General features: G+C 68.9%; 14 protein-coding genes and 1 pseudogene. 6 read left to right on the top strand and 9 right to left on the bottom strand.

Annotated features, from left to right (window positions below):
• Both ACYVKI_RS13050 and ACYVKI_RS13045 read left to right on the top strand, forming a co-directional pair.
• A pseudogene (locus tag ACYVKI_RS13050) lies at window positions 1–1,812 on the top strand (hypothetical protein); the annotation flags it as partial.
• A 134-nt stretch (window positions 1,813–1,946) separates the two neighbouring features.
• Window positions 1,947–3,398 carry a copper amine oxidase gene (locus tag ACYVKI_RS13045; protein ID WP_460690796.1) on the top strand — a complete coding sequence of 484 codons (1,452 nt, stop codon included), beginning with the start codon at window positions 1,947–1,949 and terminating at the stop codon, window positions 3,396–3,398.
• A 4-nt stretch (window positions 3,399–3,402) separates the two neighbouring features.
• Here the strand turns inward: ACYVKI_RS13045 and ACYVKI_RS13040 are convergent, their stop codons facing one another.
• The 3 genes from ACYVKI_RS13040 to ACYVKI_RS13030 form a co-directional block, all read right to left on the bottom strand.
• Window positions 3,403–4,248: a PhzF family phenazine biosynthesis protein gene (locus ACYVKI_RS13040; RefSeq protein ID WP_460690795.1), complete on the bottom strand. Its 846-nt coding sequence runs from the start codon at window positions 4,246–4,248 to the stop codon at window positions 3,403–3,405.
• 307 nt (window positions 4,249–4,555) lie between these two features.
• The gene (locus tag ACYVKI_RS13035) at window positions 4,556–5,422 is read right to left on the bottom strand and encodes a rhomboid family intramembrane serine protease (RefSeq protein WP_460690794.1); all 867 of its coding nucleotides are present in this window, start codon (window positions 5,420–5,422) and stop codon (window positions 4,556–4,558) included.
• A gap of 9 nt (window positions 5,423–5,431) precedes the next feature.
• Complete coding sequence (locus tag ACYVKI_RS13030) at window positions 5,432–5,965, bottom strand: peptidylprolyl isomerase (RefSeq protein WP_460690793.1); 534 nt, start codon at window positions 5,963–5,965, stop codon at window positions 5,432–5,434.
• Window positions 5,966–6,139: 174 nt separating this feature from the next.
• On the opposite strand from ACYVKI_RS13030, the gene ACYVKI_RS13025 reads away from it, so the two are divergent.
• On the top strand, window positions 6,140–7,045 hold the full coding sequence (locus tag ACYVKI_RS13025) for a hypothetical protein (protein WP_460690792.1): 906 nt from the start codon (window positions 6,140–6,142) through the stop codon (window positions 7,043–7,045).
• An 89-nt stretch (window positions 7,046–7,134) separates the two neighbouring features.
• On the opposite strand, the gene ACYVKI_RS13020 is transcribed toward ACYVKI_RS13025, so the two are convergent.
• Window positions 7,135–7,461: a cell division protein CrgA gene (locus tag ACYVKI_RS13020; protein ID WP_460690791.1), complete on the bottom strand. Its 327-nt coding sequence runs from the start codon at window positions 7,459–7,461 to the stop codon at window positions 7,135–7,137.
• Window positions 7,462–7,710: 249 nt separating this feature from the next.
• Here ACYVKI_RS13020 and ACYVKI_RS13015 point away from each other — a divergent pair, with 249 nt between their 5' ends.
• Genes ACYVKI_RS13015 through ACYVKI_RS13005 form a run of 3 tightly spaced genes read left to right on the top strand, consistent with a single transcriptional unit; the run spans window position 7,711 to window position 9,447 of the window.
• Window positions 7,711–8,610, top strand: coding sequence for a class E sortase (locus ACYVKI_RS13015; RefSeq protein ID WP_460690790.1), 900 nt, complete (start codon window positions 7,711–7,713; stop codon window positions 8,608–8,610).
• Window position 8,611: 1 nt separating this feature from the next.
• On the top strand, window positions 8,612–8,773 hold the full coding sequence (locus tag ACYVKI_RS13010; protein WP_460690789.1) for a hypothetical protein: 162 nt from the start codon (window positions 8,612–8,614) through the stop codon (window positions 8,771–8,773).
• An 11-nt stretch (window positions 8,774–8,784) separates the two neighbouring features.
• Window positions 8,785–9,447, top strand: coding sequence for an anthranilate synthase component II (locus ACYVKI_RS13005; RefSeq protein WP_460690788.1), 663 nt, complete (start codon window positions 8,785–8,787; stop codon window positions 9,445–9,447).
• A gap of 39 nt (window positions 9,448–9,486) precedes the next feature.
• Here the strand turns inward: ACYVKI_RS13005 and ACYVKI_RS13000 are convergent, their stop codons facing one another.
• Genes ACYVKI_RS13000 through ACYVKI_RS12980 form a run of 5 tightly spaced genes read right to left on the bottom strand, consistent with a single transcriptional unit; the run spans window position 9,487 to window position 17,620 of the window.
• Entirely contained in the window at window positions 9,487–10,905 is a 1,419-nt protein-coding gene (locus ACYVKI_RS13000; RefSeq protein WP_460690787.1) for a MinD/ParA family ATP-binding protein, read from the bottom strand.
• Window positions 10,889–14,962 (bottom strand): type VII secretion protein EccCa, encoded by a 4,074-nt coding sequence (gene eccCa, locus ACYVKI_RS12995; protein ID WP_460690786.1) that lies wholly within the window; start codon window positions 14,960–14,962, stop codon window positions 10,889–10,891. Before eccCa ends, ACYVKI_RS13000 begins: the two co-directional genes overlap by 17 nt.
• Window positions 14,959–16,065 (bottom strand): hypothetical protein, encoded by a 1,107-nt coding sequence (locus tag ACYVKI_RS12990; RefSeq protein WP_460690785.1) that lies wholly within the window; start codon window positions 16,063–16,065, stop codon window positions 14,959–14,961. The genes eccCa and ACYVKI_RS12990 overlap by 4 nt, the downstream gene beginning before the upstream one ends.
• Before the next feature lie 2 nt (window positions 16,066–16,067).
• Window positions 16,068–17,387 (bottom strand): EsaB/YukD family protein, encoded by a 1,320-nt coding sequence (locus ACYVKI_RS12985; protein ID WP_460690784.1) that lies wholly within the window; start codon window positions 17,385–17,387, stop codon window positions 16,068–16,070.
• On the bottom strand, window positions 17,384–17,620 hold the full coding sequence (locus ACYVKI_RS12980) for a hypothetical protein (RefSeq protein ID WP_460690783.1): 237 nt from the start codon (window positions 17,618–17,620) through the stop codon (window positions 17,384–17,386). The genes ACYVKI_RS12985 and ACYVKI_RS12980 overlap by 4 nt, the downstream gene beginning before the upstream one ends.
• Window positions 17,621–18,009 lie beyond the last annotated feature (389 nt).

The raw sequence follows: 18,009 nt of genomic DNA, 5'->3' as shown, positions 1-18,009 counted from the left end.
GAGGTTGAGCTGACGACTTCGGAGGATGACGAGCCGGGTGACTACACGGTTGCTGGTATCGATGACTCCACGGGTGAGGAGGCCACTGCGCCTCTGAGCATCACGGAGCCGGATGATGAGGACCCGGCATTCGATCCCTCAATCGGTCTGGATCCGGACACTGTTGCTCCGGGTGAGACCACGACGGTCTCTGGTGAGGGCTTCGTGCCGGACTCGACGGTGACTGTTGAGGTCACTGACCAGGACGGCAACCCGGTTGCCACCATCGAGGAGGTGCCCACTGATGAAGAGGGCAGCTTCAGCATCGACTGGACGGTGCCTGAGGACACTGAGCCGGGCATCCTGCCGATCACTGCGACGGATGATGAGGACCCCGAGGTCACGGCCACGGAGGACCTCACCGTCACGGATGAGGATGGCGTTGTTCAGCCTGGTGTGATCGTCACTCCGGATGAGGTCGTTCCTGGCGATGACATCACGGTGGATGGTCAGGGCTTCGTGCCGGACTCGACGGTGACTGTTGTGGTCACTGATGAGGATGGCGAGGAGCTCGGCACTATCGAGGGTGTTGAGGTCGACGATGAGGGTAACTTCAGCGTTGACTGGACGGTGCCTGAGGGTACTGAGCCTGGTGAGCTGACGGTCACGGCGACCGATGATGAGGACCCCGAGGTCACTGCATCGGACACAGTGACAGTCACTGACCCGGATGATGAGGGCCCGGTGTTCGACCCGACCATCACGGCGGACCCCCTCGTGGTGGAGATCGGTGAGGACCTCACGGTCACCGGTGAAGGCTACGTCCCCGGATCCACTGTGGTCGTCGACTTCTCGGACGCGGACGGCAACGTCTACGACTCCGTGGACGGCGTCCAGGTGGACGACGAGGGCACCTTCACCATCGAGTGGACGGTTGCGGACAACGTCACCCCCGGTGCGATGTTCGTCTTCGGCACTGACGAAGAGGACCCGATGATCTGGGACGGCACTGCAGTGGCAGTGGTCGACACGGATGCTGACACTGAGGACCCGACCATCACGGTCGAGCCCGAGGCAGTCAACCCCGGTGAGGACATCACCGTCAGCGGTGAGGACTTCACCCCGGGCACCACCGTCACCATCGTGATCACCGACATGGACGGCAACGTCATCGGTGAGATCGAGGGCGTCGAGGTCGACGATGAGGGCAACTTCACCGTTGACTGGACCGTTCCGGAGGGCACCGTGCCCTGCATCAAGGTCGTCACCGCTACGGATGACAATGACCCGGATGTCAGTGCCACGAGCGTCTTCAAGGTCAATGACGAGGCTGACCAGATCCTGCTGACGATCTCCGTCGAGCACCCGGTGCTCACCCACGGAGACACGCAGATCGGGTACGCCTCCGGCTACGAGCCGGGCACCGAGGTCGCAGGGTTCATGAACTCGAACCTGAACCTCGAGCTCGGCACCGAAGTCGCCGACGAGGACGGCAACGTCACCTTCACCTGGGAGATCCCGGAGGAGGCCGAAGTGGGTGCTCACACCTTCTCGGTCACCGCTGAGGACTACCCGGAGCAGGCGGTGGCCTTCCAGGTCATCGACGACGCTGCCGCTGACACCGGCAAGGATGATGACACCGGCAAGGGCACCGGCACTGCCGACCCGTCCGGTGACAACGGCAAGACCGGCCCGGGCGCCAAGCCCGGTTCGGACCTCGCCCGCACCGGTGTGGACGGAGCGATGCTGGCGGCACTGGCCGCACTCGCCCTCCTGCTGGGCACCGCAGCTGTGGTCTTCGCCAAGCGGAACCACCGCTCCTCGGCTGACTGAGTGATCAGCTGAGATCCTGACGCGGATGGCTGTACCACCCCTCACGGGTGGTGCAGCCATCCGCTCATGTGTGCACCCTCGCCGGTGCCGCACCCCAGACTCTGTGAATCGTCGAACCCCTCGATGAGAGACCCATGATGCGTACCCTCTTCCCCCACTGTCTGCGTCCTGTGCTCGCCGGCGCCGCCGCCGTCGCCCTGCTGCTGACAGGCTGTGCCGACCCCGAGTCCGATCCGACGACGGACGAGGCGACTGAGCACCCAGCAGACGGCAGCCAGGGGGAGACCGCACACCTGGACTGCGACGACGGCCTGCCGCTGGCGCAGACCATGTCCTCAGGATCCACCTGGTCCATGTGCTTCTCTGTGGACCCCAAGCGAGGCATGGTGCTCTCCGACATCCACTTCGCGCCCGTCGATAAGGAACCGACCCGGCTGATCCACGAGATGTCCCTCGCCCAGATGGAGGTCCCGTACGACGACGGTGAACGCCTCACCTCTGACATCAGCCAGGCCGGCTTCGGCGGCATGAGCATGCACACCCTCACCGACACCGAATGCACCGGCGAACGCCTCGGACTCGAGATCCCCAACATCGGAGACGGTGAGCACGGCAGCACCCCCGAACGTGAGGTCCTCTGCTCCGAGACGAAGGACTCCGGACTGGCCTACCGGTCGCACGCAGAGGGCGAGCTGACGGTCGCCCGCGGCGATGAATGGCGACTCTCCACGATCTCCAAAGTCGGCTGGTACGAGTACATCAGCGAATACACCTTCGGCTCAGACGGCTCCATCCGACCCGCGCTGGGCGCCACTGGGGACCTCTCCCCGGTGGACTACACCGATGAGGACCACGGCTGGGCGATCGGCGACGGTGACGCCGACTATGCGGCCAGCCACTCCCACAACGTCGTGTGGAAGATCCACTGGGGTCTCGGCGACGACGAGGACATGGTGGTCGAGCAGTACGACGCCGAGCCCACCGGTGAGAGGGGCCCCCAGTCACCGATCGTGGAGGGATCCCTGAACCGCATCGAGGAACCCTCCACCCACCACGGCGACGACCGACGCTGGTGGAGGGTCATGGCGCCCGAGCTGCTCAACGACAACGACCGCCCGGTGTCCTACGAGATCAACCTCGGGGCCTCAGACAGCTTCACCTTCGTGGAGGATGAGCATGCGCACGGCGACGACGTCGGCTATGACATCGCCTTCACCAACTATGACGAATGCCAGGTCTTCGCCACCCGGAACCGTGGTGGCTGTGGACGCACTGTGCTCGACTACATCGCGGATGACGAGACCGGCGCCCTGGAGGACGTCGTCTCCTGGGTGGCCGTCGGGTACCACCACGTCCCCCGGGACGAGGACCAGTCACCGATGGAGCTGCACTGGCAGAGCTTCACCATGGGTCCCCGAGACTTCACCTCCACCCGCGCCGATGTCCCCGACGGACGCGAAGGCATCGACGGCATGCCCGAGGACAGCGAGTTCACCCGACACCTCGACGACGACCAGGACGGCAGCGACATCGACCTCGACGAACCGCAGGACCTTGACGAACCGCAGGATGCTGTCGAGGACTGACCGCTCAGATCTCGAGGGACCCGCGCACCGCGACCGTCGTCTCCCCGCCGATCCACAGCGTGCCGTCCGCATCGGTGTCCACATGGACCCGGCCGCGCCGGCCCATGGCGGTGCCCTGAGCGGCCAGGTAGGGAGTATGCCGGCGCCCTGACTCGGTGAGCCATTGGGCGAGGGAGGCGTTCAGGCTGCCGGTGACAGGATCCTCCCGCAGTGCTGAACCGTCCGAGAAGAACGCCCGCACCTCCACATCGGCGTCCGACGTCTCATCCCAGGGTCCCACGACCCCGAGCATCAGCTCCTCCAGTCCGCCCCGGTGCAGCTCCGGGCGCAGGCCCAGCACCGTCTCCGCGCTGTCCAGCAGCACCGCGACCCACCCCGGTCCGTTGTCGGCCCAGGAGACGTCCACCAGCTGCTGCTCAGAGACTCCCAGCACCCTGCGGATCGCCTCCTGCAGCTGTGGATCCACCGGGCCGGTGCGCAGCCTCGGCGGGGCGGCGAAGGCCAGCGTGTCGCCGTCGCGCCGGACTCTGATCAGCCCGGCAGCACACTCCTGGATCACGAGGGTCTCGTCATCTGGAGCGCCTCCCATGTCCAGCCAGGCGCGGGCAGAGCCCAGCGTCGGATGCCCGGCGAAGGGCAGTTCGGTGTCCAGGCTGAAGATGCGCACCCGGTAGTCCGCCTCCTCAGTGGTGGGCGGCAGCAGGAACGTGCACTCCGAGAGGTTGGTCCATGCGGAGATCGGCCGCATCATCTCCTCGTCCAGGTCCTCGGCGGAGGCGACCACGGCGAGCGGATTCCCGGTGAACGGGCCGGTGCTGAACACATCGATCTGGCGGAAGTCACGGCTCATGGGCTCACTGTATCCTCAGCCTCTCAGGTGGTTCCACAGCCGAAGCCCACCACTGCACAAGTAATCCACAGAGAACACGCTGGTCCACAACTGCCTGTGGATAGCGTGCTGAACTGGGGAAACACAGTCATGTAACTTCTCCACACTGTGGATAACACCTGTGGAGAACCGTCCCTTGTGGAGAATTCAGGGGAAATGTGGAGAGAACACTGCACAGGGGCGGAATGCTCCTCCGTCAGGGCGGGGTGCCCACAGCAGGCCGGAGGAGCGATGTCACAGCTGGCGCCCTCGACGGCGGCGGCCGCCCTCAGATGGGGCTGACCAGGGGGATCCCGACTCCGGTGAGCACCACCAGCACGGCTGCGACGGCGACCAGGCCGATCACCTGCCACAGGGTGCGGCGCGGCCCACGGGGCACTCGGGCGATCACCAGCGCGCAGATCGTCCCGGTGAGCAGCCCCCCGAGGTGCCCCTGCCAGGAGATGTTGGGCACGGCGAAGCTGATGAAGGCGTTGATGCCGATGAGCACCAGCAGTCCGCCGGTCTGCGAACCGGAGGAGCGCAGCAGGATGAACATGGCCCCGAAGAGGCCGAAGACGGCCCCGGAGGCGCCCACTGTGGGAGTGGTGGCCGGGGTCAGGAAGAGCACCGCCACGGAGCCGCCGAAGGCGGAGAGCAGCAGGAGCAGCCCATACCGCCACGGGCCGAGGGCAGGTTCGATCACCCGGCCGAAGATCCATAGGGCGACCATGTTGAAGAAGATGTGCATCGCACTGGCGGGAGAGTGCAGCACGGCCGACGTCAGCATCCGCCAGGGTTCGAACTCCCAGCTGGAGGTGTGCAGCGGGGCGTACCAGAACAGCTCGGTCAGCGCGCTGCCGGTCAGCCACTGCAGCACATACATCACCGCGCAGACGCCGATCACCCCATAGGTCACCAGGGGCGCGCGGCCGGGACGCGCGACGGCGCCGAATCGCGTGCGCGGGGTGGGGCGAGAGGCCTGGGCCCGGGCGACACAGTCGACGCAGTGGAATCCGACCGGGGCCTGCTGCAGGCACTGCGTGCAGGCGGGACGCTCACAGCGCTGGCAGCGCAGATGCGTCGCACGGTCGGGGTGGCGCGAGCACGCCGGGACGGGATGACCCGCCCCGGCGTGCGGGTGCTCAGCGGTCACGAGAGGTCGTCAGACCTTCTCGATCGTGATCGTCTCGACGACGACGTCCTCCCGGGGACGGTCACGCATGTCGGTGGCGACCTTGTTCAGCTCGTCCACGACCTTCTGGGAGTCTTCGTCCGCGACCTCGCCAAAGATGGTGTGCTTGCCCTGCAGCCAGGTGGTGGGCACCGAGGTGATGAAGAACTGCGAGCCGTTGGTGCCCGGCCCGGCGTTGGCCATGGCCAGCTTGTAGGGGGTGGTGAAGTCCAGCTCCGGGTGGATCTCGTCCTCGAACTGGTAGCCGGGGCCGCCCACGCCGAGGCCGAGCGGGTCTCCGCCCTGGATCATGAAGTCGGCGATGATCCGGTGGAAGACGGTACCGTCGTACAGCGGGGTGCCGGCCTTCTCCTCACCGGTCTCCGGGTGCTTCCAGGTGATCTCGCCGGTGGCCAGACCGACGAAGTTCTCCACGGTCTTGGGCGCGTGGTGGCCGTAGAGGTCGACGCGGATGTCGCCGACGCTGGTCTGGATGGTTGCCTTGTGCGTTGCGATAGTGCTCATGGCCGACATTCTCTCACCAGATCCTGACCGGCCGCCCGATGGAGACGCTCCGAGACGGTCCCGAGCAGCCCCGCAGGTCAACCTTCCGCGACGCATCGACGCATCTCATAGCAGGAGAGGGGCTGAAGGTCGTAAGCTGAGGGCAGCACACCGATCCTGATTCGGAGGACATGCATGTTCGGTAAGAAGAAGAAGAAGCCGAGCCACACCTGGGAGCGCAAGGTGCTCGCCGGCGTCGAGACGGCCCGTGACTGGACTGCCCCGAAGCTCGGGGTCGCCGCTGACTGGGCCGAGACCACCTATCGCAAGAACGCTCCGAAGGTTCAGGACGCCTCGACGCGCGCTCTGCGGACGGTCGAGGCGAACGCCGCTGTGGCTGCGGACAGGGCCAAGGGGCTGGCTTCCAAGGCCTCCACGGGGCTGGAGTCCCAGTACGACAAGCTGCCGCCGCAGGCCAAGGCCGAGGTGGACAAGATCTACGACAAGTATTCCGATGCGAGGCGCCAGCTGGCCCAGGACTATGTGCCGGCCGCCTCCGCCAAGCTCGGTGGCTACGCGGACCGGACGGCCAAGCTCATCCACAAGGCCGAGATCGACCCGCGTGTCGAGCAGGCCCTGGTGAAGGCGACCGGTGACAAGAAAGTCGTCAAGAAGCTGCGTAAGACCTCCGAGCAGTACGCCAAGCAGACCGCCAAGGCGCTGAAGAAGCAGCAGAGGACCAAGAGCCGCCGCAAGGGTCTGCTGATCTTCGGCCTGGTCGCCGCGGGCGTCACCGCCGGGGTGGCGGCCTGGCGCGCCTCCCAGCCGGTGGAGGACCCCTGGAGGAAGCCGGAGCCGATCTCCAGCGGCTCGGCCTCCTCGGCCAAGCCGGCTGACTCGGCTCAGAGCGCGGCTCCTTCGGCGAAGCCGGCGCAGAGCCCGGCCGCAGATTCCGGGGAGAAGCCGGCCCAGCCGGCTTCCAGCGCGACGAAGGACAGCGCGAAGGACAGCGCGAAGGACAGTGCCAAGGACGGCGCGAAGGACGGCGCGAAGGCCAGCTCCCAGGATGGGGGCGTCCCGCAGCCGAAGCCGGCCACCTGAACCAGTCACTGACCGGTCGCACACACACCGAGGGGCCCTCCGATCCTGTGATCGGAGGGCCCCTCGGTGTGTGGTCAGTCTGTGCGGCGTCAGCGCCAGCGCATCGTCATCAGGAACCCGACCATGGCGATGCCGAATCCGATGATCACATTCCACCCGCCGGCGGCGGCGATCGGCACCAGGCCCTGGCTGATGTACCAGACGATGAGCCACAGCAACCCCAGGATCATCAGGCCGATCATGGTCACCCGGTACCACAGGGGCAGGCCCTCCTCCTCGAGGTCGTCCAGACCCTGGGCCAAGGGGTCCGAGTCATCCAGCGGTGACTTCGAGGCAGCGGCGTCCTCAGCGGTGAGCCTTCCGCGGTTCTTCCGGCCCTGCTTGCCGTTCTTCTTGCGGTTCTTCGACTCTGGCACGGTGAGCTGATCCTTCCGGGGTGCGATCCGGGCCGGTAGGCCGCGACACCCTGGTTGACTTCGGTATCCTGACACTGTCCCCCACTTCGTGGGGGCACATGTGGTCTGCCCATCATTCTATCGGGTCCGACGACGACACGGCGGGCCGACCACGTTCTGCCCACGACGAAAGAACAGGCACCCATGCCAGCTGAGCGATCTCGGGCCGTGCGGCCGCGTCATGCGCGCCGCCGGAGAACAGGTGCGCCGGTGCGCAGATCCCTGGGTTCGCGGCTCCTCGGAGGCCTCGGTGAGGTGCTCATCACCCTCGGTGTGCTGGGCCTCCTCTTCCTTGTCTGGGAGCTCTGGTGGACCGGCCTCGAGGCCGACCGTGAGCGTGATGAGGCCACACAGGAGCTCTTCGCCAACATCGAAGCTCTCGAGGACGGCGCCGACGGCGTCTCTGGGGACGGCGAGGGTGATGGAGACCAGTCCGGCGACGGGAACGGCAACAGCGACGGCAACAGCGACGGCGACGGGAACGGCGACGGGAACGGCAACGGGTCGGACCGCAATGGTGTCGCATTGGATGACCTGGTGGTCCCCAGCCCCGACCACATGGCGGAGTTCGCAGATCAGGGCCAGGTGATGGCCATCGTCTATGCGCCGCGGCTGGGCCAGGACTGGGCCGCCCCGGTGGTGCCGGGAGTGGGTCCCGAGTCCCTGAACCGGGCGGGGCTCGGTCACTACACCTCCACCCAGCTTCCCGGGGAGGCAGGGAACTTCGCGGTGGCGGGCCACCGGCAGACCTACGGCAACATTCTCTGGAACCAGGACAAGTTCGCCACTGGTGACCTGATCTACGTCCAGTCCCCGGACGGCTGGTACACCTACTCGGTCACCGAGACCTACATCGTCCAGCCGAACCAGCACGACGTGCTGGCGCCGGTGCCGGGGGAGCTCGGAGAAGAGGCCGGAGACTCCTCGATCCTCACCCTGACCACGTGCCACCCGCCCTACACCACGCTGGAACGGATGATCACTCACGCCGAGCTGGTCGGCTACGCCCCGCTCTCGGACGAGCCCCCGGCCGCCATCGCCGAGGCTGTGGAGCGCCGGATGCAGGCCGACGGTCCCTTCGGGGACCTCACCTCACAGGAGGCACGCTGACATGTACGCATGGATCTTCCGGCACCTGCCCGGCCCGCTGTGGATGCAGATCATCCTCACCCTGGTGCTGCTGGCTGCTGTCCTGCTGCTGCTGATGGAGGTGGTCTTCCCCTGGGTCGACCAGTTCAACCCGCTCAACGACTCGACCATCCAGGGCGGCTAGCATGGACCGTGATGACTGAGAACTGCGACGCCGCGACGCCCTTCCGCGCGAGGATCCTGGTGGTCGACAACTACGACAGCTTCGTCTACACGCTGGTGGGCTATCTGCGCGAGCTCGAAGCGGAGACCACCGTGATCCGCAACGACGACCTCACCGAGGCCGAGGCGATCTCCCTCGCCGGTGAGTACGACGGCGTGCTGATCTCCCCCGGACCGGGCGCCCCGCACGAGGCCGGCGTCTCCATCGCGCTCACCCGCTGGTGCGCGGAATCGTCGACGCCCATGCTCGGCGTCTGCCTGGGCCACCAGGGGCTCGGTGAAGCCTTCGGCGGTACGGTCGTCCACGCCGAGCAGCTCATGCACGGCAAGACCAGCGAGGTGACCCACACCGGTCACGCCTCCTTCGCCGGGCTGCCGGAGACCTTCGTCGCCACCCGGTATCACTCCCTGGTGGTCGCCCCGGACTCTGTGCCGGAGGTCCTGGAGGTCACCGCCACCACCGCCGACGGCGTCATCATGGGCTTGGCCCACCGGACGGCGCCCCTGTGGGGCATGCAGTACCACCCGGAGTCGGTGCTCACCGAAGGCGGCTACCGAATGTTGGGCAACTGGCTGGAGTCCCTCGGGCAGCAGGGTGCGGCGGCACAGGCCGCGGAGCTCAACCCCATCCGCTGAGCCACTCCGACGGCCAGCGGGCAGGATCGGCCGGACCGCTCACCGATACGTGGACACGATCGCTGCGGCGATCTGCATATAAGCCTGACGGGTCTCCTCCTGGAGCATGTCCAGATCGATCCGGTCCCCGTCGACGACGGCACGGTCGAACGGCACCACCACCAGCTTCCGGCACATGCCACGCAGACTCTCCCGAATGGCGGCCTTGTCCACGCGTTCCGAGACACGCTCCTTGTCGGTGATGACCACCACCGACTCCTGGGCGAGGCTCTCGTAGCCGTGGTCGGCCAGCCAGGTGAGCGTCTGCAGGGCCCGCTGGGCGCCGGAGACGGCGAAGCCCGCGGCGATGACCAGGTTGTCGGCAGTCTGCAGGATCCCCTTCATGGCGTTGTGGGTGACGCCGGTGCCGCAGTCGGTGAGCAGCACGGGGTAGTACTTCGCGAACTCCCGGTGGATGCGCAGCCATTCGTCGGCGGTGAGGCTGTCCGAGACCTCCGGCTCCTGCTCACCGGCGAGCACGTGCAGCCGGCCGGCCTGGTGCAGGTAGGTCTGCAGGGAGGTGAGCGAGTCGACGTCGTCGAGGTCGCGGAGCAGGTCGGTGATGGTCGGGGGCCGGTTCGCCTGGAAGGCCCGTTCGCCCAGGGCTCGTTCCGCCAGGTCTCCGGAGTCAGGGTTGGCGTCGATGGCGCAGGGCAGATCCCCGCGGTGCCGCGCGAGGGTCATGCCCACGCCCACCGTGGTGGAGGTCTTGCCGATGCCGCCCTTCAGGGAGAGGATCGCCGTGTTGTGGCTGCCTTCCAGGGGTCGGGCGATCTTCTGGGCAAGCTCCTCGTGTTTGCGCTCCTTCTCCGTGGGTCCCACATTGATGGCGCCCCCGGTGACGTCGTAGAGGAAGCGGCGGAAGCCGCCCTTCGGCTTCACCTTCGGGGCGGCGACGAAGGCCTTCTGCCCGGCGGCCTCGGCGAGACGGCGTCGCTCGGCCCTGCCGATCCGATCCTCGTCCTCCGGAGTGGGCGCCGGGTCAGGCGCGGCAGGAGCCGGGGTGTTCCCGACAGACGCAGCGGCGGGTGCTGGGTCCACGGGCGCGGGGGCGGGCTCCGCAGGTGCGACAGCGGGTTCCGCCGCTCCTGGGCCCTCCGATGTCGACCCGCCCTCGGCAGGCCCGGTGGGCACCGACTGCTGAGGAGGATCGGCCGGACGCGAGAGTGCGGTGACGTGCCCCTCAGGGGAGATGGTGAACCAGCTCTGCTCCTGGCGCACGTGGTCCACCCCATGGACCAGGGCGGGGGCGCCGGCCTGCTGGGCGGTGTCCTGGGCTTGAGCGTAGACCTGGAGGTACGGGCTCTCACCGTCGCGCACCCGATGGGGCTGCCCGTTGATGACGACCTCCCGCGGTGAGGTGACCTCGGCGGTGATCTGCGGCTGGGCGGTGTTCTCGGTGTCAGGCTGCTGAGTCATCGGGACCCTCTCTGAGGATGGTGTGCACAGTGCTGGGGGAGCCCCCTCCGTGGATGAACAGGCCGCGGCCCGGAGGCTGATGGCGCGGTCTGACGCCGTTGACCAGCGTCCCCTCGGACCGGTCCCCGTCCATGATGAACGTGGCCCCGCCGGCCTCGCGCATGGCGCCGGTGAAGGGCTCGAACAGTCCCCGGGAGGCGCCGCGGACTTTGCGGGACACGAAGGCGTGCAGTCCGATCTCCGCACCCATGGGCAGGAACTCGGCAAACTCCCGCAGCGGGGAGCTTCCGCCGGCGGTGAGCACGTCATAGTCGTCGACGATCAGCACGATCCGGGGGCCCTGGAAGGTCTCCGGGGCGGAGGCCAGCGGGTCCTGGGGCACTCGGGTGCGCAGCTCCTGCACCACGGAGGACGTCAGCCCCTGGGCCAGCGGGGCCGAGGGGGCATACCCGCCCAGGTGACTGTCCGGGATCACCCCCTGCAGTCCCTTGCGCGGGTCGTAGACGGCGAAGACGATCTCGTCCTCGGTGTGCTGCTCGACGAGAGTCAGCATGATGTGCCGCAGGGCGGAGGTCTTGCCGGCCTGTTCGTCGCCGAGGACCAGCAGGTGGCGATCCTGGCCGGTGAGGTCCAGCATCTTGGCGCTGAGATCGCGCTCGAGCAGGCCGAACGGCACCACCCCTTGGTGGGCGGGGGCCGGCACGTCCTCCCGCCGCAGCAGCGAGGGGAGCAGGCGCACCCGCCGCGGGGTGCGCTCGGGCGAGACCTCGGTGAGCCGTTCGACGGCGTCCCGGACTCCGGCGTTGAGCGTGGCGGCGTCTTCCCTGCCGTCCAGCCGCGGCAGGGCGATCTGGCCCAGCAGCTGGTCGTGGTTCAGTCCCCGCCCCGGGCGGTCTTCCGGGACCTTCTCGGCCGTCTTGCGCCCATGGGAGGACTCCGCCGGTTCGGAGAGCCGCAGCTCCAGGCGGGTCCCGAAGAATCCCTGCTGGGCGATGCGCACCTCGTTCCACCGGGTGCCGGTGGCCACCACGTGGACCCCGTAGCCCCCGCCCCGGGAGAGGATGCCGTGGACCATCTCCTGGATCTCCTCGAACTCATCGGCCAGGCCGCGCCAACCGTCGACGAGCAGGAACACGTCGGCGACGTCGAGGCCGGGCAGCTTCCCGGCGGCGTGGCGGCGGCGCATGGTGGCCAGCGAGTCGATGCCCTCGTGTTCGAAGAGCCGCTCCCGTTCGTCGAGCAGGTCGTGGACCTCCTCGACGGTCCGGCGGATCGTCTCCCGGGAGGTGCGCACCGCCATGCCGGCGCTGTGCGGCAGGTCCGCCAGGGAGAGCAGGGCGGAGCCGCGCAGGTCGATGCCGTACAGCGCCGCCTCGGTCACGGTGTGGGTGGCGGCCAGGGACAGCGCCAGAGTGCGCAGCGCCGTGGTCTTGCCGGTGGCGGGGCCTCCCAGCAGGATCAGATTCCCGCCGGAGCGCGTCAGGTCGAGTTCCCAGAGGCCCTGCCACTGCTGGGCGGGGTCGTCGAGACGACCGAGGGGTACGTTCAGCTGTCGGCTGCGTCCGTAGAGCGGCCCGGATGCGGGGTCCCGGTCAGGCGCATCCGTGTCATCCTGGGGGCCTGCCACCGCCTGGTCGAGGCTGAGCACATCGGGCAGCGGGGGCAGCCAGATCGGCTCGGTGACGCGCGGACGGCGGCTCATCAGCTCCACCATCGTGGAGAGGACCGTGGGTCCGGTGGTGCGGGACGTCGCTGTGGAGGCTCCGTCGTCCTCCTCGGACTCCGAGCCCTTCTCCAGACCCTGCAGCGCGTCGTGGGCGTAGAAGGGGGCCGGCAGCACGGGGGCGGGTTCGTCGTCGTCGGTGGGCTCCTCCGGGGTGATCTCAGTGGTCAGGGGCCCGGAGACGTAGCCGGCGCGGAAGCGGGTGTAGGTGGTGGTGTCGACTTTGAGGTACCCATAGCCGGGCAGCGGGGGCAGGTGGAAGGCGTCGGGGGTCTCCAGCACGGTGCGGGATTCGCCTTCGGAGAGGGTGCGCAGGCCCAGCCGGTAGGACAGGTGGGTGTCCAGGCCGCGCAGCTTGCCGGATTCGATGCGTTGGCTGCTCAGCAGCAGATGGACGCCGATGGACCGGCCGATGCGGCCGATGGACATGAACAGATCGATGAAGTCGGGCTGGGCGGTGAGCAGCTCGCCGAACTTGTCGATGACCACGAAGAGGTGGGGCAGCGGGGGCAGGGCCTCGCCGTGGGCGGCGCGCTCTGCGCGGTGGAGCTGGTAGTCGGTGATGTTGGCGATGTTCCCGGCATCCTTGAGGACCTGCTGGCGACGCTGGACCTCGCCTTCGAGGCTGGCGTAGATGCGGTCCACCAGGCTGGCGTCGTCGGAGAGGTTGGTGATGATCCCGGAGACGTGAGGGATGCCGTCGAAGGGGGCGAAGGTGGCACCGCCCTTGTAGTCCACCAGCACCATGTTCAGCATCTCGGGCGGGTGGGTGGTGGCCAGGCCGAGGACCAGGGTGCGCAGGACCTCGGACTTGCCGGAGCCGGTGGCGCCGACGCAGAGGCCGTGGGGCCCCATGCCGTGTTGGGCGGACTCCTTGATGTCCAGGTGCACGGGACGGCCGCGGTCGTCGGTGCCGATGGGAACCTTGAGGAAGTCGGGGTTCTGGCGGGGCCTCCAGAGCCGGTCGATGTCGTCCTCGGCGAAGTCGTGGATGCCCAGGTGGGCGGTGAAGCGCTGAGAGTCGACCTGGTCGTCGTGCTCCATGGAGTCCGGGGACAGGCGCAGCGGGGCCAGCATCCGCGCCAGTCCCTCAGCGGTGGCGGGCTGGACAGGGGCCGGCTGGCCCTCGGTGGTCCGAGGCCGCAGCGGGTCCTGGGACATGTCCTCGATCCGCAGGCCCTCAGGGGTCTGGACGATGCGTAGGGAGACCTCATCGGGCTCGTCCTGCTGACGGGCCACCAGGTGCACCGCCGTGATGGAGAGGTCATGGGAGGTGAGGGACGCATCGGGCAGGGCGATGTTGTCCACTTCGCCGTCGTGGTCGAGGTCCAGCAGCACCAGTCGGGGCTGAGCCAGCGGCGGGCTGTCCACCAGAAAGTTCTTCCGCACCTCGGCGTAGCGGCGGTACCGGTCGCGGACGGCGTCGTCCAGCAGGTCTCGCAGCGCGGCGACGGAGGGCGCGATCCGGCACAGCGGTCCGTGCGCGGTGGGCCGGGACTGGTCCAGGGCGTGGGGAAGCAGCGAGAACCAGCGCCAGGCGTTCCGGTGGCGGGCGGGCACAGCGGCGGCGAGGTGGAGGTCCTCGGGGCTGTGCAGTGCGGCCGCGGAGAGCACCAGGGCCCGGGCCACCTGGTGGCCGAACTCCTCGTCCCCGACGATCGACACGGTGTGGTGCCGCGCCAGGGAGACTGTCAGCGGCATGTCCGGAGCGGTGCTGAAGCGCCGGACCAGCGCCTGCATCTCCTGCTCCATATGCGGGTCGGGGCGCTGGGCCAGCTGAGCCTCGCCTTCGAGCATCATGTCGCGAGCAGGTATGGTGCCGGTGCCCAGCCGGACCCGCAGAAAGTCCTCGTGGTGCCGGCGTCGCTCCCAGAGCCGGTGCGGATTCGCGATCACCTCGAACAGCGCGCCGGGCACGGGGTCACAGGCCTGGGCCCGCCGCCGGTGCTCCCGCTCCTCGGAGAGGAAATCGTGACGCCGGTCCTCGAGGTACTCCAGGTAGGTGTCTCGCAGTGTGCGACGGCGTCTGCCCGCCTTGCCGCGTTGGGAGAAGATCATCACGATCGCCCCGGTGACGGTCATGATCATCATCAGCGCACCGACCGCGGCGAAGGGCGAGCCGCGGAACAGCATCATCACCGTCATGGATCCTGCGGCCCCGAGCAGCGGGATCAGCCCCAGGAATCCCATGCCGCCCTGGCCGTCCTCGTCCACCTGTGGGGGCCGCTGCACGAAGAACGTCTCCCCCTGGCGGACCGGTGAGGTGGTGCGCGCCGGGCGGTGGATCAGGCGCACGCCGTCGGTGACCCCGCGGGATGCTGTGGCGAGGCTCATGGGGTGGCCCCCTGGGCGGCGTCGAGCGCGGCGGCGGTGAGCCGGGCCAGCTGCAGGCGGCGGCGTTCTCCGATGCGGGAGAGGGTGAGCGGGCCGCCGGCGGCCAGGTGACGGTCGGCGTCGATCCGGTGCACCTCGGTGGGGTGGCCGGCGGCGCGCAGCCGGCTGCGCAGGGCGGAGCCGACGAGCCGCCGGTCTCGGGCCCCGGCACGGGTGGTGTTGACCAGAGCCGGGACCACGGGGGCGACGGGGGCGGCCTCACGCAGCGCCTCGAGCACCGGCTGGGCGCCGTCGGCCGCGCCGGACTGGGCCGGCACCGCCAGGACGACGGCGTGGAGGTCCCGCATCGCAGGGCCGGCCAGCTCGGAGGACAGCGGGGGCAGCTCCAGCAGGCTCACCGCGCAGCTGCGGCTGAACAGCTGATGCAGCCGCGGGAGGTCCTGAGGGGCCAGGTGGGTTTCGTGGGGCAGCAGCGTTCCCCGGTGGAGGTTCCCGCCGACGCGGGCGGAGCCGTCGGCGAGGGCGCCGAGCGCGTCCTCGGTCTGGCCGGGATCGCGTGTGGCCAGGTGCTTGATCCCGGTGGCGGGCTCGGCGACGGAGGGCAGCCGGGCGGGCAGACCGCTGGGCCGGCCGGCGAGGTCGGCTGCGGCGATGTGGTCGAACCGGACGGCGCTGAACAGCAGACCCATGGCGGAGACCAGGCTGGAGCGCCCCGCGCCGCCCACGGGGCTGATCACGCCGATGCGCCGTCCGGTGGTCACCGGTTGCTGACAGGCGGCCACGGCCTGCGCGTAGTCGTCGGGGAAGGAGTCGCTGACCAGGGCGCGCGCGGCGGTCCGCCAGGCGCGCACCAGGGCTGGATCACCGTGGCGCCGCGCCCGTGCATCCGCGGAGCCGTGTGGGTCCTGGGCTGCGGAGAGTTCCTCCTCCGGACGGGTCCATGGTTGGCGGGTCGGGGGTTGGCGGGCAGTGGGTTGGCGGGCGGGGGGCTCGGGGGAGTGGGCAGGCCGCGTGCGCGCCGGAACCTGCGGGGTGGCGCCGGGGAAGCCCTGCGGTGGGCTCTGCGGGAAGCCGTCCGGGGGAGGCGTGGGCATGGTGCTCATGGTCAGTCCTGGAAGGTGCTGGTCAGCTGGGCGTAGAGGCCGAAGAGCCCTAGCAGCAGCGGGATCAGGGAGATCGTGGCGAGGACTTCGAATCGGCGGGCGGTCAGTCTCAGCCGTGCGGCCACGTGGTCGGGGAGCCCGGTGAGCCGCAGGACGAGCGGCGTGAGGGCGAGCAGCACAGCGGCGCTGATCAGCAGCCAGGTGGGGGCGTGATCGGCGATGCTGTGGAGGATCAGCAGCGTGCTCACCGCGGCGGAGGTCAGCAGGGCGGCACGTTCCACGGCCAGCGGCATGCTGCGGGAGCGCAGTGCGGTGAGCAGGGTCAGCACGGCGGCCAGCGGCAGTGTCCAGGCGGTGAGTCCTCCGGAGAGCAGCCCGTGGGCGGCGACGGCGGCGGAGACCCCGCACAGGACCACGGCGGCGGCCAGCCCTCGGTGGGCGTTGTGGAAGGCTGCCTCGGCCTGGCCGAGGTGGGGGCGGGCACCCTCGCCGATGGCGTCGTCGAGCCGGTTCATCCCGGAGAGCATGAGGGCCAGGCGCGGGGCGAATCCCAGGAGCACCACGGTGCCGATCCCGGCCACGGCGGCCACTCGTCCGGTGTCCTCGAGCAACTCGCCGCCGCCCCACCAGAGCCCGGCCAGTGCTGCTGTGGTGCCCGTGGTGATGCCGGCGGCGAGCCAGCCGTGCAGACATATCTGCCAGCTCAGCAGCGCCGCGGCGAGCCAGGCCGGGACCGTCCATTCGGCGTGGGGGATCTCCGGCAGGCCCCAGTGGTGGGCGAGGGCCAGCGCCGCGGCGCTGAGGGTGAGGAACTCGGCGTCCCACGCCAGGAGGCGGCGAGGCACTGATGCCAGCGCCACCAGGGCCCCGGCGCTCAGCGTGAGCGCCCAACCGCCGGGCGCGGCGGGTTCGACGGCGTCTGTGAGGGTCTGCAGCCCGGCGAGCATCAGCACGGTGAACACGGCCGCGCTGACCAGCCGGTGGGGGTGGATCGTCCAGGAGTCGGTGACGCGGGGGGAAAGCTGCTCGGTCTCCTCGGCGAGGTCGTAGACCAGCGGGGTGGGGACGGCCTCGTCGCGGCGGTCCAGCCTGAGCACGGATCCGTCGCCGATGCCGACGTCCTGCAGGGTCTGGTGGCCCAGCAGGCTGCTGCCTCCGGCCGGGGTGAGCGTCAGGGCCTGGGGGCTCTCGCCCGTGGCGCCGTCGGCGGCGACGTGCAGGATCTCCGGCATGAGGGTGTCGATCTCACGCTGGGAGGGGAGCAGCATCTCGATGTTCCGGTGCGCGGTGGCCACGGTGACGCGGGTGTAGCCGGTGCTCACAGTATCGCCACCCCGATGCGCTGTGCCTGCCGCTGGGCGAAGAGATCGATGATGAAGGAATAGCCCACACAGCCGGCGCAGATGAGCGTGGCGATGATGGCGCTGATCAGGAGGAGCTTCATGCCGTCGTCGTAGCGACGGCGGGTGCGTTCGCCGCCGAACAGCAGCGCTTTGAGGAGCCGGTCCCGGCGCACGGCCACGGACTCGAGGATCTGCTGGTCGTAGTCGATCACGGGCGCTCCTTCCGTTCCTGTCCCCGTCTTCCCCGTCACCCTCCCCAGTGATGCCGGGCGGCGCGAGACTACCCTAACTTCCTGCGCATGATCTCCGGAGACCAGACTTCTGTCACATTCTTGTCATGAAGTTCGTGATCCAGGAAACTTCAGGACGCATCTGATGTCATGGCCCACAGCGCGTTAATCACGCGCTTCAGCCGCAGGCGCCTGTGAACGGCGGGCGCGGGTCGAGTACGAGAACGAGGGAAGGGAACTGTGCGATGAAGTTTGACATGGGGGCATCGACGCTGAGCAGTCTCAGCCAGCAGACCTCGGGATCGTCGGATGAGCTGGGCACGTTGATCCAGCAGCTGGTGGCGGCGGTGGAGCCGTTGCAGGGGAAGTTC

The sequence above is a fragment of the Nesterenkonia suensis genome (assembly GCF_054782935.1).
Note: the sequence above shows the minus strand (reverse complement) of the source record. Positions and strands in the feature narration are given on the sequence as shown.

What these genes read in the sequence shown, in the direction of transcription:
- ACYVKI_RS13045 (WP_460690796.1), top strand. Translation starts at nt 1,947, where the DNA reads ATGATGCGTACCCTCTTCCCCCACTGTCTGCGTCCTGTGCTCGCCGGC.
- ACYVKI_RS13040 (WP_460690795.1), bottom strand. Translation starts at nt 4,248, where the DNA reads ATGAGCCGTGACTTCCGCCAGATCGATGTGTTCAGCACCGGCCCGTTC.
- ACYVKI_RS13030 (WP_460690793.1), bottom strand. Translation starts at nt 5,965, where the DNA reads ATGAGCACTATCGCAACGCACAAGGCAACCATCCAGACCAGCGTCGGC.
- ACYVKI_RS13025 (WP_460690792.1), top strand. Translation starts at nt 6,140, where the DNA reads ATGTTCGGTAAGAAGAAGAAGAAGCCGAGCCACACCTGGGAGCGCAAG.
- ACYVKI_RS13010 (WP_460690789.1), top strand. Translation starts at nt 8,612, where the DNA reads ATGTACGCATGGATCTTCCGGCACCTGCCCGGCCCGCTGTGGATGCAG.
- ACYVKI_RS13005 (WP_460690788.1), top strand. Translation starts at nt 8,785, where the DNA reads ATGACTGAGAACTGCGACGCCGCGACGCCCTTCCGCGCGAGGATCCTG.
- ACYVKI_RS13000 (WP_460690787.1), bottom strand. Translation starts at nt 10,905, where the DNA reads ATGACTCAGCAGCCTGACACCGAGAACACCGCCCAGCCGCAGATCACC.
- eccCa (WP_460690786.1), bottom strand. Translation starts at nt 14,962, where the DNA reads ATGAGCCTCGCCACAGCATCCCGCGGGGTCACCGACGGCGTGCGCCTG.
- ACYVKI_RS12990 (WP_460690785.1), bottom strand. Translation starts at nt 16,065, where the DNA reads ATGAGCACCATGCCCACGCCTCCCCCGGACGGCTTCCCGCAGAGCCCA.